12 protein-coding genes and 1 pseudogene are annotated in these 14,472 nt (G+C 45.9%); 12 read left to right on the top strand and 1 reads right to left on the bottom strand.

The genetic code is table 11. The features are described 5' to 3' along the window. Positions 1-70: 70 nt before the first annotated feature. A complete protein-coding gene (locus tag MD535_RS20540; protein ID WP_265676889.1) occupies positions 71-2,707 on the bottom strand; it encodes a penicillin-binding protein 1A in 2,637 nt (878 codons plus the stop codon). A 145-nt stretch (positions 2,708-2,852) separates the two neighbouring features. On the opposite strand from MD535_RS20540, the gene pilM reads away from it, so the two are divergent. The 12 genes and pseudogenes from pilM to trpS all read left to right on the top strand — a co-directional run bounded on the left by pilM (position 2,853) and on the right by trpS (position 14,408). Next, on the top strand, positions 2,853-3,833 hold the full coding sequence (pilM, locus tag MD535_RS20535) for a pilus assembly protein PilM (protein ID WP_265676888.1): 981 nt from the start codon (positions 2,853-2,855) through the stop codon (positions 3,831-3,833). Next, positions 3,834-4,433 (top strand): PilN domain-containing protein, encoded by a 600-nt coding sequence (locus MD535_RS20530; protein WP_265676887.1) that lies wholly within the window; start codon positions 3,834-3,836, stop codon positions 4,431-4,433. After that, a complete protein-coding gene (locus tag MD535_RS20525) occupies positions 4,430-5,017 on the top strand; it encodes a type IV pilus inner membrane component PilO (protein ID WP_265676886.1) in 588 nt (195 codons plus the stop codon). The genes MD535_RS20530 and MD535_RS20525 overlap by 4 nt, the downstream gene beginning before the upstream one ends. A 4-nt stretch (positions 5,018-5,021) precedes the next feature. Continuing rightward, the gene (locus tag MD535_RS20520; protein WP_265676885.1) at positions 5,022-5,525 is read left to right on the top strand and encodes a pilus assembly protein PilP; all 504 of its coding nucleotides are present in this window, start codon (positions 5,022-5,024) and stop codon (positions 5,523-5,525) included. A gap of 25 nt (positions 5,526-5,550) precedes the next feature. Then, a pseudogene (locus tag MD535_RS20515) lies at positions 5,551-7,242 on the top strand (type IV pilus secretin PilQ). A gap of 194 nt (positions 7,243-7,436) precedes the next feature. Further along, a complete protein-coding gene (gene aroK, locus MD535_RS20510) occupies positions 7,437-7,955 on the top strand; it encodes a shikimate kinase AroK (protein WP_265676884.1) in 519 nt (172 codons plus the stop codon). A 29-nt stretch (positions 7,956-7,984) separates the two neighbouring features. Then, entirely contained in the window at positions 7,985-9,070 is a 1,086-nt protein-coding gene (gene aroB, locus MD535_RS20505) for a 3-dehydroquinate synthase (protein WP_265676883.1), read from the top strand. A 244-nt stretch (positions 9,071-9,314) separates the two neighbouring features. Further along, positions 9,315-10,766 carry an AAA family ATPase gene (locus MD535_RS20500; RefSeq protein ID WP_265676882.1) on the top strand — a complete coding sequence of 484 codons (1,452 nt, stop codon included), beginning with the start codon at positions 9,315-9,317 and terminating at the stop codon, positions 10,764-10,766. A gap of 110 nt (positions 10,767-10,876) precedes the next feature. Beyond that, entirely contained in the window at positions 10,877-11,773 is an 897-nt protein-coding gene (locus MD535_RS20495) for a Dam family site-specific DNA-(adenine-N6)-methyltransferase (protein WP_265676881.1), read from the top strand. 70 nt (positions 11,774-11,843) lie between these two features. Then, the gene (rpe, locus tag MD535_RS20490; protein ID WP_265676880.1) at positions 11,844-12,518 is read left to right on the top strand and encodes a ribulose-phosphate 3-epimerase; all 675 of its coding nucleotides are present in this window, start codon (positions 11,844-11,846) and stop codon (positions 12,516-12,518) included. 12 nt (positions 12,519-12,530) lie between these two features. Then, positions 12,531-13,226, top strand: a complete 696-nt coding sequence (locus tag MD535_RS20485) for a phosphoglycolate phosphatase (RefSeq protein WP_265676879.1) — start codon at positions 12,531-12,533, stop codon at positions 13,224-13,226. A 165-nt stretch (positions 13,227-13,391) separates the two neighbouring features. Beyond that, the gene (gene trpS, locus MD535_RS20480) at positions 13,392-14,408 is read left to right on the top strand and encodes a tryptophan--tRNA ligase (protein ID WP_265676878.1); all 1,017 of its coding nucleotides are present in this window, start codon (positions 13,392-13,394) and stop codon (positions 14,406-14,408) included. Positions 14,409-14,472: the final 64 nt, after the last annotated feature.

The raw sequence follows: 14,472 nt of genomic DNA, 5'->3' as shown, positions 1-14,472 counted from the left end.
TCTGAAAGAGGGCTTTAATGATGACTTGCCAACGATTAGTTTTGGCGGTGTCTGATGAAATACATCATCGCTAAAACAGGCTTTCCCCTTCCGAGGTATCACTGGAGTACAAAGTATCCGTGAGACTTTCTTGAACGTATTCTTTTGGTTCAGTGCCAATCTCAAAGTACTCAAACATAGACGATGAATCGGTTTTGTTTGATAGTAATCCTGAGTCACGATCAATACGCACTCGAGATATCCCATTAGGGATAGCTTTGGAAGCTTGTGGTTTATCATCCAATGCAATGCGCATGAAATCGACCCATGCTGGTTGCGCCGTTTTCGCTCCTGCTTCCGCGCCCGTAATTTGCTCTTTGCCTAAGTTACTGTTGGTTGTGGTTCGGCCGAGCTTTCTTTGGTGATCATCAAAACCAACCCAAGCAGTCGCCACAATGCCTGGTCCATAACCGTTGTACCACGCATCTTTAGAATCGTTTGTGGTACCTGTTTTTCCGCCAATATCGCGGCGTTTTAACACTTGAGCTCGCCAACCGGTGCCGTTCCATCCCGTGCCATCACGCCAGTTTCCACCGCCCCAAATGTTGCTATACATCATTTCACGAGTGAGGAATGCCGTTTGCTCAGAGAGAACCTGTGGCGCGTAATTAGGCTCGTTTGTATCAACATCTTCCTCATTGAAGCTGGCCATGTCGATAGGCTCAAGCGCTGTTGCACTCGTCGCTTCTTCAATACTTGGAGCATTGTCATCGCTATTTGATGTGAATGTCTCGGGTGTAGGCACTTGTGCACAGCCAGTTTGGCAAATGATATTCGGATGCGCTTCATACTCAACCTTACCAAATGGGTCTTCTACTCGGCTGATGTAGTAAGGCTCAACATAGTATCCGCCATTAGCAAAGACCGAGAAGCCTTGCGCCATTTGAATCGGCGTTAAGCTTCCTGCACCCAGTGCGATAGTCTCTGAACGTGGCACCTTGGTTTTATCAAAACCGAAACGTGTTAAGTACTCACGGGTATCATCCAGCCCCACTTCACGCAAGACACGGACAGCCATAACGTTTTTAGACTGAGCTAGACCGATACGAAGTCGAGTAGGACCAGTATACGTCGGAGGTGAATTTTTTGGACGCCAAGCGGTGCCTGCACTCTTGTCCCATTTGTTAATTGGTGCATCATTCACCAAGCTTGCCAGTGTCATGCCTTTATCGAGCGCTGCAGCGTAGATAAAGGGTTTGATACTTGATCCGACTTGACGGACAGACTGTGTCGCACGGTTAAACTTGCTGTGAACAAAGTTGAAACCGCCTACCAGCGAAAGGACAGCGCCGTTTTCTGGATTGATCGCGACAAATGCAGTGTTGGCATTGGGTACTTGACTCAAACGCCATGTGATGGCTTTTTCTGGAGCCACTTCTGCGTTTTCTGTTGGTTCAACATCCGTGACGTCTTCAAGAGTATCAATGTGGCTTGCACGTACCCAAATTTGTTCGCCGACGGCGGTGACGTCACCTGCTGATTTCGGTGCGGCACCTTGGCGGTCATCGGTTCTGAACTTACGAGCCCATTTGATGTTATCCCAATCTATGGTTTGCTCTTGGTAACCCTTCACCCAAACCTTAATAGATTTGGCGTTAACTGCAGTGACAATGGCAGGACGCAGTTCACCATAAGTGGGTTGTTTGCGTAGGTACTTTGTTATGTCTTCCGTTGACATCGCTGGCTGGTTCGCTTTCCAAACCACTTTTTCCGCACCACGATAACCGTGTCGCTCATCGTAGGCCAAAAGGTTGTTGATGGCTGCCGTGTGCGCGGCTTTTTGCAATTTAGAATCTACCGTCATAGTGATGCGCATACCAGATTCATAGGCTTCCTCACCGTAACGATTGACCATCCATGCACGAGCGATTTCAGCGACGTATGGCGCTCTTAGTTCGATTTCAGCACCATGGTACTGCGAAATAATCGGCTCTTCTCGGGCTTCATCGAACTGTGCTTGAGTGATGTACTTTTCACTGAGCATTCGAGCGAGTACTACATTTCGACGATGAGTGGCGCGCTCGACTGAGTAGATTGGGTTCATGGTTGACGGCGCTTTTGGCAGTCCGGCGAGCACGGCAATTTCACTCAGCGTCAACTGATCAAGATCACGGCCAAAATAGGCTTGAGCAGCGGCGCCAAACCCGTAGGAGCGGTAGCCAAGAAATATCTTGTTAACGTACAGCTCCATGATCTCTTGCTTGCTGAGCAGTTGTTCAATATGCACGGCAATGAAGATTTCTTTCACTTTCCGCATAATTTTCTTCTCATTAGACAAGAAGAAGTTACGGGCTAGCTGCTGAGTAATGGTACTTGCGCCTTGTGACGCGCTGCCAGAAGCAATAACGGCCACTGCGGCTCGAGTGATACCAATAGGATCAAAGCCAAAGTGGTCGTAGTAACGACTGTCTTCTGTGGCGATTAACGCATGGATTAAATCCTGCGGGATTTCGTCATAGGAAAGCGGGATGCGTCGTTTTTCGCCAAATTGTGCGATCAACTTCCCGTCTTGGCTATATACCTGCATTGGGGTTTGGAGCTGAACGTCTTTCAGTGTCGCGACGTCAGGCAGTTCTGGTTTTACATAGTAGTAAAACCCAAAAATTGTACTCACTCCAAAGAGTATGCAAATAAATGCAAATACCAACAGTCTCTTTATGAACTTCACCGGAGATTCCCTGATTGATTAAGGTTATGGGTAGGCAGTTACTTGTACTCTAGTCCAAAAACTACCTATAGGGTTAATTAACGCTTATTTGGGCGTCAATCTCAACCTTTTCACATGGTTATTGTATTTGTTGAGGTTATTTCTTATGACTAAGAAATGGATTACGGGCATTGATATTGGACATTACAGCGCCAAAGCCGTTGTGCTGATGCTTGATGGTGTCACGCTGACCGTCATCAACCACCTCGAATTAACAGGCTCTGACGCTATTTTCTCCGATTCTCATACATTAAAGCATCAAGAAACTGTAAAGAATCTAAAAAAATTTAAGACACTGCCACCGATTTTTCGGAAAAAAGCGGCGATCGCCATTCCCGATAGCGCGGCAATCAGCAAAATCATCTCAGTTGAAAGGGGATTGGAGGGGCAAGAGCAAGAGTTTGCTGTGTTTCAAGCCATGAGCCACCAATCCCCTTATCCATTAGAAGAGTTGGCCCTCGATTTTTATAAAGCGTCGCCAATATCTGAAGGACAAACCGACGCCTATCGAGTGCACGTGGTGAAGCAGTCCATTGTTGATAATTGGAGTGGAACTATTAAGGCGCTGGGCTATCAGCCGCAGTATATGGATACCAATATCAACGCACTTCGTGGGCTGCAGAGCATGTTGAGCAACCATCAAGACGTATTTGATAATTGGGGAGTATTAGATTTAGGGTGCCAGCAAGCCGCACTATGTCCACCGAAAAATATGCCGCTGGATATGGCAAAACAATGGCTCTATGACACCACTCATCAACATGGTCTAGACGCGAGGGGAGTGAATCCAAAAAGCCAGGCAGAGCAGGCATTTGAGCAGATAGCCAGCAAAGTGATGTCACAAATTCAGCTGTATCGTTCTGTGCAGGGCGGTTTGATTCTGGAGGGGGTATTGGTGTGTGGTGGGCATGCGAATGCGCCTCAAATAATGGACTTCATTGCGCGTAAGTTGGGTATACCAGCTAGACCTTTAGCACTGCACAACGCTGTGGGGGTGAGCAGTAAGGAAGCCACATTATTAAGTGGTTCATTTGCAGTGGCATTAGGCGTGGCTTATAACGCCGCGCAATGGATGGAGGCGCATTAGATGGAGATGGTTAACCTGCTTCCTTGGCGTGAGAATAGGCGGCATCAACATCGCCGACGTTTTGTCGTTGCACTCATTGTTTCGGTGGTCATCGCTGCGGCGACGGTGCAAACGGCTATGTGGTACGTGTCGATGCAAATTGAGGAGCAGCAGGCGAGGCAGCGTTACCTTCAGCAAAAGGTGACGGAGTATCAAAAAGATATAGCATCATTGGTGAAAGTGACTCAATCCCACACTGCATTGGAGCAGCGGCTTGGTTACGTGGAAATGCTGCAGATACAGCGCAATAAAACCACATTAGTGATGAATGCGTTACCGACTTTAGTTCCCAATGGTGTTTATGTGGACAAAGTTCGTATGGAGGGGACGAATTTTAAGCTTAGCGGTATTAGTAGCAGTACCGCTAAGCTTGCTCAAATGCTGGATCGATTTGAGAGCTCTGGTTTACTGCAAAATGTCGACATGCATTCGATTGTCCATGGCAGTCAACGTTTTGGACAAAGCTACCAGTCTTTCAATATTTCTTTTCAATTCAACTCGAATTCATTAATGGATAGCACCTCAGCGGCCCCTAGGACGGGTGGGGACCGCCTAAAATGAGTTTTGCGGACCTAGAGCTTGATGACATGCCGGATTGGCCTTGGGCTCCCCAAGTGCTGGTCGCGTTGTTACTGTTAATATTGGTACTTGTTGCTGGAACGTTTTTTGTCGTAAAACCAGCGTTAGATGAGCTGGAACATTACAAGCAGCAAGAGCTGGAGCTGAAACAAACACTAAGTCGGGTGGCTAAAAAAGCCGCGTTACTGCCGCTGATGCAAGCGCAACTCAATGAGCTTAATAGTCACTATGATTTCTTACTGCAGCAACTGCCAGAGCAGAAAGAGTTAGCCAGCTTATTGGCCGCGATGAATGAAGAGGGGCTGAATAACGATTTAACCTTTACTCGAATTGATTGGGGAAAGCGCGTCTCTCAGGACTTTTTATTGAAACTGCCTCTCGATATCGAGTTGACGGGCAGCTACAACAATATTGGTGATTACGCACAGTCTATTGCTCAATTACCGCGAATTATCTTGCTTGAAAATGCCGAGTGGCAAAGGGTGAGTCAAGAGAGTAGTACGCTGCACTTTCGTGTTAGGGCTTACACCTATCAGTTTAAACAGGGCGAAAAAAAACAGGAGTAAGGGCATGGGGGCTAGCCGTTGGATGTTACTTTTTTTTGGTTTGGTGGGATGTCAGGCTAACGATGACTCTTTAACAGACTTTGTCGCAAAAACAGAGGCGGAAATTGTCATTGAAGTGGCGCAGCTTCAGCCTCGTTATTCATTTGATGCCGTGCCATTTACGTATTCTAAATACGGTACGCCTTTTGATTTACCTAAGATAGCCCAAGCGCAAAGACCGGCCAATAATCGAGCTTGTTGGCAACCCAAAGCGAGGGGTAAAGGGAACTTAGAGCAATATCGTTTGACGGAGCTGAAGCTCAAAGGGGTGATGAGTAAAGGGAAAGGGTTAACGGGTCTATTGCAATTGCCTAATCGCCAATTGGTTAAGGTGAGTGCAGGGCAATATATTGGCGAAAATAATGGCCAAATAAAACAAGTGACCCCAGATGGCCTTATTGTCAATGAAACCTTATCAGACGGTTTGGGCTGTTGGTTTCAAAGGCAAGTTAAGCTCGCGTTGAATTAATGGAGAAGTGGTAATGCCAAGGGCTGTGAGCAATGTATTCAAAGGGCTATTGATGATGGTGACCCTGTGGTGGGCGGGGGAAAATTTAGCCGCGGAACCCATGAACGCCATTAAAGGGGTTTCGTTTGAACTCAATGAGTTAAAGCAAGGGGTAGTGATTGTTAATTTAGCTGAAGTTGGCAGCGTGGTTGATGTGGAAACCATAACTAATGGGGTTAGCATTGTCTTGAAACAGACCAAGATACGCCCTGAGCAATTGTCTATTATCGATGTTAAAGATTTTGCTAGTGAAGTGAATCAGTTAGAACTGTTTGATGATACGCCGGATGTTAGGTTATTGGTGGAAACCAAAAATAATGTGGATTACTCATACGACATAACTAACAAGCAGTTAAGAGTGACGCTGCTGCCGTTGTCCAAAGAGAAAACCGATGAAAAAAAATGGCTGCTCGCACATCAGGGAAAATTAACGTCTATAAATTTTCAAGACATCCCAGTTAGAAACGTATTGCAGTTGCTCGCCGACTACAATGATTTCAACCTTGTGGTGTCAGACAGTGTCCAAGGCAACCTCACTCTTCGATTAGATGATGTGCCATGGACCTAGGTGTTAAACATTATTTTACGTGTGAAGGGGTTAGATAAGCGGGTAAGTGGCAATGTGGTGCTCATCGCGCCTAAGGCGGAGCTTGATCAGCAGGAAAAAATGGCATTGGAGAAAAGCCTACTCACGGAGCAGATTGGGCAACTTAGATCGGAAATTATTAAAATTAGCTACGCTAAGGCCTCAGATGTTGCAGCAATGCTGGGCGGTGAAGGGGAGGTGAGTATGTTATCGGAGCGTGGCTCAATTGCGATTGATGAACGAACCAATTCCTTGTTGATCCGTGAATTGCCAGACAATATCGCAGTGATTCGTGACATTATTGCTTCCTTAGATGTGCCGGTAAAACAGGTTCAAATTGAGGCTCGGATTGTCACCATTAATGAGGGCAATATGGATGAACTTGGCATTCGCTGGGGGGTCACCAAGGTGAGTGGCGATACCACGATTGGTGGTTCGATTGAAAATAATCTAGGTACCATAGGACTGTATGATCCAGAAGACGGCGATGCGTTTGTTAATGATTTCCTTAATGTCAATTTAGGCGCGACATCCGACAGTGCTGCGCGATTGGCGTTTCAAGTGGCAAGTCTAGGCTCTAACGTGTTGCTTGACCTTGAGTTATCTGCGCTACAACAAGAATCCAAAGCGGAAATTATTTCCAGCCCAAGGTTAATTACTACCAATAAAAAATCGGCTTACATTGAACAGGGAACAGAGATTCCTTATCTAAAAGCTGCGTCAAGTGGGGCTACGTCGGTGGAGTTTAAGAAAGCGGTATTATCACTCACCGTGACGCCACAAATTACCCCAGATAATCGTTTAGTGTTGGACCTTAATGTGACTCAAGATAGACCCAGCCAGGTGGTAAAAACAGAGGAAGGGGAGGCCGTTGCCATTGATACGCAACGAATAGGAACACAAGTTCTGGTGAACAATGGAGAAACCGTCGTACTAGGGGGGATTTTTCAACATAGTATTACCAATAGTGTGGATAAAGTTCCTTTGTTAGGGGATATTCCCGGTTTAGGCGCATTATTTAGGCGAACCTACGAAAAAGTAGGGAAAAGTGAATTACTAATCTTTGTGACGCCAGAAATAATAGTTAACTAAGTTATTGTAAAGGTAGAACTTATTGAAAATAGTGAAAATTAAAGTTGCATTCAGGTCACCTAACCTTGATAATTTCGGGTCTTATCACGTCTTGTCTGTGAGGAATCGGTGTCACAAGCCCTTTTCCCGATGCTTTTATTCGGTATTTTCTTGTGGCGATGTCATTGAATTAACGTTGTAAATTACTGCTAAACATGGCTGAAAAACGTAATATTTTTCTTGTTGGCCCTATGGGCGCCGGCAAAAGCACTATCGGTAGACACCTAGCTCAACAACTTCATATGGAGTTTGTTGATTCTGATACCGTTATTGAAGAACGCACTGGTGCAGACATCTCTTGGGTGTTTGACGTTGAGGGCGAAGAAGGCTTCCGCATTCGCGAAGAGTCGGTCATTAATGATCTGACAGAGGAGCAGGGCATTGTCCTTGCGACTGGTGGTGGTTCGGTTAAGAGTAAAGAAAACCGTAACCGTCTCTCTGCGCGCGGAATCGTTGTATATTTAGAAACCACAATTGAGAAACAGCTTGCTCGCACAAACCGCGACAAAAAGCGCCCATTACTGCAAACGGATGATCCGCGTGAAGTATTGGAATCGCTTGCGGATGAACGCAACAATTTGTATAAAGAAGTAGCTGATTACACAGTTCGCACTGATGATCAAAGTGCAAAAGTGGTCGCTAACCAAATCGTAAAAATGCTAGAAGAAGGTTAATACAACCTTCTTTGAAAGGAGAGCAAACCATGGAACGGATTACGGTTAATCTTGGTGAGCGTAGCTACCCTATTTCAATTGGTGCCGGGTTATTTAATGACTCGGCGCAATTTTCTCAAATTCCAGATGGAAAATCGGTGGTACTGATTACCAATACCACGGTTTCCCCTCTTTATAGTCAATCTATTCTTGCTCAACTGGATAACAAAGGTTGTCAAACCTCTTTGTTAGAGCTTCCAGATGGTGAGCAGTACAAAACCCTCGATACCTTTAATACCATCATGACGCATCTACTGTCTGGCAACTATGGCCGAGACGTTGTGGTTGTCGCGTTAGGCGGTGGCGTTATTGGTGATCTAGTTGGGTTTTCTGCAGCGTGCTATCAGCGCGGTGTGGATTTCATTCAAATTCCTACCACATTGCTTTCTCAAGTGGACTCATCTGTGGGTGGGAAAACGGCGGTTAATCATAGTTTAGGTAAAAATATGATTGGGGCTTTTTATCAGCCTCAGTCGGTGATTATTGATATTGATTGCTTAAAAACGTTACCCGAGAGAGAGTTTGCTGCGGGAATGGCGGAAGTAATTAAGTATGGAATCATCTATGATGCCGAGTTCTTTGATTGGTTGGAAGCAAACTTAGACAGCTTATATCAACTGGATCAAACGGCGTTGACGTACGCGATTGCACGTTGTTGTGCCATTAAGGCGGAAGTCGTGGCACAAGATGAGAAAGAGTCGGGTATTCGAGCATTATTGAACCTAGGTCATACATTTGGTCATGCCATTGAAACGGAACTAGGGTATGGTAAATGGCTACACGGAGAGGCGGTGTCATCGGGAACGGTTATGGCTGCTCATACGGCTCATTTGCTCGGCGATATTTCAGCGCAGCAAGTGGCGCGTATCATTGCCATACTTGAGCGAGCTAAATTGCCAGTTCATACACCAGAGTCAATGACATTTGATGACTTTATGAGTCATATGATGCGAGATAAAAAAGTCTTGTCTGGTCAATTACGTTTGGTATTACCAACGACGATAGGCGATGCACAAGTTGTCTCTGATGTGCCCAATGAGTTGATTGAAAAAGCGATTGATCTCTGTCGCCTCTAATCTTTTATTAGATTAGCGCACGGTATCCATCGACAAAAGGCTCCTATTTGGGGGCCTTTTTTAGATCTTGAGCTCATTAAGTTGTCGCCTCTGTGAGAGGTGAGTCACCTTGGTGAAGAGACACATGAATTTTTAAACTAACGGCTTTTTATTAAAATTGTTAAAGCTACCTATTTTTAAGCTACTTGTTTTAAAGGTTGCGGTATTTACTGCTACTTGCTTTGTAGGCTAAGAGTGATCGCCAATGAGTTTGTCTTATGAAATGCGAGTGATGGAGTTGGACTCGCAAACCCATTTACTGGAAAGGCTGCAGTTGTTAACTCAGTTTTCGTCCAATTTTGTCTCGATTATTGGTGAAGTGGGTATCGGAAAAACCTGGCTGGCTCATCGTTACTTGGAGTCATGGGCGCACGGTAAGAATCAGTCATTGGTGACGTGCTTTCCTCATCAAGATGAGCAGGTGATCCGCGGTAATATTTTGCGTCAGCTCTTTCCTCATGCGTTGTACAGTGAAACAGATACGCTGCAAGACAGTATTGAGCGTATTTTAGACGGCGAGGCGTGCGACATTGTTATCGTTGTCGATGAAGCGCAGCATTTATCTCAAGCTTTACTGGCAGAGCTTTGGTTACTGGTGCTCGCGACGCACAGTGTTGGGCAGCAAAGTGTGAGTGTCGTGGTTTTTAGCGCGAGCCATGCCACGCACAGTCGCGTGTCCCGTCTTAGCCATGGTTTGGATATTAAACCTATTGAACTCGAAGTTGATGAACTTTCTCATTCGGAAGCAACACAGTTTTTTGAGACATTAGTACTGCGCTACCTTGATGAAAGTGTTGAAAAAAGAATCAAAACTGCGTTTACTAAGACGAAGCCCATTCCAGGGAATATATTGGCGCTCGGGGAGCAAACAATGGAAAAGAAAGTGATAATTCGTTCGCTGGTTGGCTCGCCGACTAAGATTGCCGCGTTGGTTGTGGTATTACTGATTATAATTTTTATGGGCTATCGTAGCTTATTAACATCGCCAGATACGGCGGATGATGCACAATCGCTTGTCGTTGTGGAAGAGACAGAAAATCCAGCGACTGAAGCCAAACTAGACGCGTCATCCGCAGAGCAAATTGCTAATGCCAACCAAGATATGCCAGAGGTAGCAGCGACAACGGATGATTCTATGGCGCTACCTCCACAAGTGACTTCCGAGACTGCCAGTGTTGGGGTGTCTGAAACGGGAGAGCGAGTGGTGATTACCTCTGACGTCGTTGATGCTTTGTTGGAGGATAACACGGCGGTAGCCGTGGCAAATGCCGCAGAAATTCAAGCCGTGGTGTTACCAAAAAATACCGTGGTTGATGTTGAGAGTTCTCCAGTGTTGCAGACACCCATAACGTTTTCGTTTGCCCGCGACGAGCTCAAGGCGATGGCCGCTAATACCTATACGCTACAGATCTCAGCGATGACGCAGCTGGATGATGTGCAACAGTTCCTGAACAAGCATACTTTTGATAAACCAGTACGTGTTTACCCGACCATTCGTAATGATGAAAAATGGTATATCGTGACGTACGATCAATACGTCAGTATTCAGGCGGCTCGTGATGCGGCTGAAGCATTGCCTAAAGAGCTACGCTCATTAGGCGCGTGGGCCAAATCGCTAAGCCAAGTTCATCGTGAAATTGATCGCTGGCAAGAGTAGAACCGCAGTGAATCAAAGCTGGTGTTGATGCGAGAAAGGTCAACATAACAGATTGAATTATGATATATTCCCCTCCCTTAAATTTTGGGTGGCAGTAAATAGAGCAAGCAATGAAAAAGCAACGCGCCTTTCTAAAGTGGGCTGGTGGAAAATATGGCTTAGTCGAAGATATCCAAAAGCATTTGCCAGACGCAAGAAAGTTGGTGGAGCCTTTTGTTGGCGCCGGTTCGGTATTTTTGAATACGGACTATGACCAGTATCTGCTTGCCGATATTAATCCAGATTTAATTAATCTCTATAACCTGCTCAAAACTGAGCCGGAAAAGTACATTGAAGAGGCAAAACGCTTCTTCACGCCTGAGTATAACCAAAAAGAGGTGTATCTTGGGGTTCGCGCTGATTTCAATCAAAGTGATGACGTACTCTTTCGTTCGGTTGCCTTTTTGTATATGAACCGCTTCGGTTTTAACGGCTTATGTCGTTACAACAAAAAGGGCGGATTCAACGTCCCGTTTGGTTCTTATAAAAAGCCCTATTTTCCTGAAAAAGAACTCATTTTCTTTGCGGAAAAAGCCAAGAAAGCCACATTTGTTTGTGAAGGTTATCCTGAAACCTTTCGCCGTGCTCGAAAAGGCAGCGTGGTGTATTGCGATCCACCTTATGCACCGTTGTCGAATACCGCTAATTTTACCTCGTATGCGGGTAATGGTTTTTCATTAGATGACCAAGCGGCGCTCGCGGATATAGCAGAACATACGGCATTTGATCGTCACATCCCGGTACTGATTTCGAATCACGATACTACGCTCACGCGTCGCCTTTATCACGGTGCACAGTTGAATGTGGTGAAAGTGAAACGCACCATCAGCCGTAACGGCTCTGGACGCAACAAAGTGGACGAACTGCTGGCATTATTTGAAGCCAAAGCTGAGCCTGAAGCGAAAATCCAACTTGAATCTAAAGCCGACATTGCAGCAAAAGTGATATCGGATTTGGATAAGCGCTAGGATTTAGCCACTGGCTTCGGTAGAATTGCGCGCAATTATTGCTCGCTAATCCATTCTATTGAGGTCAGGTATGACAGATTTTCTAATTGCGCCATCCATTTTATCCGCTGATTTTGCTCGTCTTGGTGAAGACGTCGAGAAAGTCCTTGCCGCTGGCGCTGATGTTGTCCACTTTGATGTGATGGATAACCACTACGTGCCTAACCTCAGTTTTGGTGCACCTATCTGTAAAGCGCTGCGCGATTACGGTATTACCGCACCTATCGATGTGCATTTGATGGTGAAACCTGTTGATAGCCTAGTGCCAGAGTTCGCTAAAGCGGGTGCATCGATGATTACGTTCCACGTTGAAGCAACAGAGCACGTTGATCGTACATTACAGCTAATCAAAGAACATGGCTGTAAAGCAGGCGTGGTACTTAACCCTGCCACACCATTAACGTGTCTTGATTACATCCTTGATAAAGTCGACATGATTTTGTTGATGTCAGTGAACCCGGGTTTCGGTGGTCAATCTTTTATTCCTTCAACACTTGATAAACTGCGTGCGGTTCGTCGCCTCATTGATGCGTCTGGTCGTGATATTCGTCTTGAAATTGATGGCGGTGTTAAAGTGGATAACATTCGTGAAATCGCCGAAGCGGGCGCGGATATGTTTGTGGCAGGCTCTGCGATTTTCAATCGCCCTGATTACAAAGAGGTCATTGATGAGATGCGCGCAGAGCTTGCGAAAGTACAGAAGTAAGAGAATTAATGAATGCAGTCTATCAAATTAGTCGTTTTTGATCTCGATGGTACGCTACTCGATAGTGTGCCTGATCTTGCCCTTGCCGCTGATCAAGCGGTGCAGGCGTTGGGCTATCCAAGTGTCACCGAAGAGCAAGTCCGTGATTATGTTGGTAATGGCGCGGATGTGCTTATTGCTCGCTCATTGAGTCAGAGTGTGAACGTTAACCCAGAATTATCGGCTGAGTTGTGTGAGAAAGCGCGCACATTGTTTGATGATTTCTATCAAGCAAGTGGTCATAAGCTGAGTCATTTGTATGCCAATGTTCATCGTACATTGGATACTCTGGTCGCAGGTGGGTACACCGTGGCTTTGCTGACCAACAAGCCGTCTAAATTTGTCCCTGAATTGCTAGAGCAGCATCAGCTTGAAAAGTATTTTAAGCATGTATTGGGTGGCGATGCGTTCCCCAATAAAAAACCGGATCCCGTGGCACTGAATTGGTTGATGGATCAAGAGCAAGTGTCGCCAAGTGAAGTGCTGATGGTTGGCGATTCACAAAATGACATTCTGGCTGCGCGCAATGCAGGTTGTTTGGCATTTGGCCTGACGTATGGCTATAACCACGGTGAGCCGATTGCCAATGCGAAACCAGACTTTGTTGCCGATGATGTCTTAGATGTCCTAAATGCGGTCAAAAATGGCGGGCCAACTGCCGTAAATTAGCGGCGAAGGCGGTGCTCGGGGCTAATTCGCTTCCTGAGCAATAAAAAAGTCTTCATGGCTATAGCAAAAAATTGGCTAATGGGTACACTGCTAAAACCGCGTAAGAAATTGCGCGGTTTTTCATTATCCTAATTATCTCATTAAGAAGTCGAAGGAATCATAGTTATGAGCAAGCCCATCGTATTGAGTGGTGTTCAACCATCTGGTGAACTAAGTATCGGTAACTACTTGGGTGCTCTACGTCAATGGCAACAGATGCAAGACGATTATGATTGTCAGTACTGCGTGGTAGACCTTCATGCGATTACGGTTCGTCAGGACCCTAAAGCGCTGCATGAAGCGACGTTAGATGCATTGGCAATTTGTCTCGCGGTTGGTGTTGATCCTAAGAAGAGCACGCTATTTGTCCAGTCTCATGTACCGGAACATGCTCAGCTTGGTTGGCTTCTTAATTGTTACACCCAAATGGGTGAACTGAATCGAATGACTCAGTTTAAAGATAAGTCACAGCGCTATGCCAATGATGTTAACGTTGGTCTTTATGATTATCCTGTATTGATGGCGGCTGATATCCTGCTTTACGGTGCGCACCAAGTGCCAGTAGGAAGTGACCAAAAGCAACACCTCGAGTTAGCAAGAGATATCGCAACGCGCTTCAACAATATTTACACGCCAGAAGCGCCACTGTTTACGGTTCCAGAACCGTACATCCCAACGGTGAATGCACGTGTGATGAGCTTGCAAGATGCAACGAAGAAAATGTCTAAGTCGGATGATAACCGTAAAAACGTGATTACCTTGCTCGAAGAGCCTAAGTCGATTTTGAAGAAAATCAACAAGGCACAAACCGATGCAGAAACGCCACCTCGCATTGCTCATGACTGGGAAAGTAAAGCCGGTATCTCTAACCTGATGGGTTTGTATTCAGCCGCGACGGGTAAGTCTTTTGCTGACATTGAAGCGCAATATGCTGGCGTGGAAATGTATGGTCCATTTAAGAAAGATGTAGGTGAAGCTTTGGTAGCGATGCTAGAGCCAATCCAGAGCGAATATAAGCGTGTTCGTGCGGATCGCGCTTATATGGATGACGTAATGCGTCAAGGTGCGGAGAAAGCGTCCGAGCGCGCGGCGGTGACGCTGGCGAAAGCTTACAAAGCGGTGGGTTTCGTGACTCGTCCATAGCGGCAACAGCAACCTCTTTAAAGCCTAAAAACGTCAGTGCCTTGCGCACTGGCGTTTTTTTATT

The sequence above is a fragment of the Vibrio qingdaonensis genome, from assembly GCF_026191675.1.
Classification (GTDB): Bacteria; Pseudomonadota; Gammaproteobacteria; order Enterobacterales; family Vibrionaceae; genus Vibrio; species Vibrio qingdaonensis.
The sequence above is the reverse complement of the archived record's forward strand: the minus strand, read 5'-3'. Positions and strand labels throughout refer to the sequence as shown.

Coding starts and splice junctions, on each gene's coding strand:
- pilM (WP_265676888.1), top strand. CDS start 2,853: ATGACTAAGAAATGGATTACGGGCATTGATATTGGACATTACAGCGCC.
- MD535_RS20530 (WP_265676887.1), top strand. CDS start 3,834: ATGGAGATGGTTAACCTGCTTCCTTGGCGTGAGAATAGGCGGCATCAA.
- MD535_RS20525 (WP_265676886.1), top strand. CDS start 4,430: ATGAGTTTTGCGGACCTAGAGCTTGATGACATGCCGGATTGGCCTTGG.
- MD535_RS20520 (WP_265676885.1), top strand. CDS start 5,022: ATGGGGGCTAGCCGTTGGATGTTACTTTTTTTTGGTTTGGTGGGATGT.
- aroK (WP_265676884.1), top strand. CDS start 7,437: ATGGCTGAAAAACGTAATATTTTTCTTGTTGGCCCTATGGGCGCCGGC.
- aroB (WP_265676883.1), top strand. CDS start 7,985: ATGGAACGGATTACGGTTAATCTTGGTGAGCGTAGCTACCCTATTTCA.
- MD535_RS20500 (WP_265676882.1), top strand. CDS start 9,315: ATGAGTTTGTCTTATGAAATGCGAGTGATGGAGTTGGACTCGCAAACC.
- MD535_RS20495 (WP_265676881.1), top strand. CDS start 10,877: ATGAAAAAGCAACGCGCCTTTCTAAAGTGGGCTGGTGGAAAATATGGC.
- rpe (WP_265676880.1), top strand. CDS start 11,844: ATGACAGATTTTCTAATTGCGCCATCCATTTTATCCGCTGATTTTGCT.
- MD535_RS20485 (WP_265676879.1), top strand. CDS start 12,531: ATGCAGTCTATCAAATTAGTCGTTTTTGATCTCGATGGTACGCTACTC.
- trpS (WP_265676878.1), top strand. CDS start 13,392: ATGAGCAAGCCCATCGTATTGAGTGGTGTTCAACCATCTGGTGAACTA.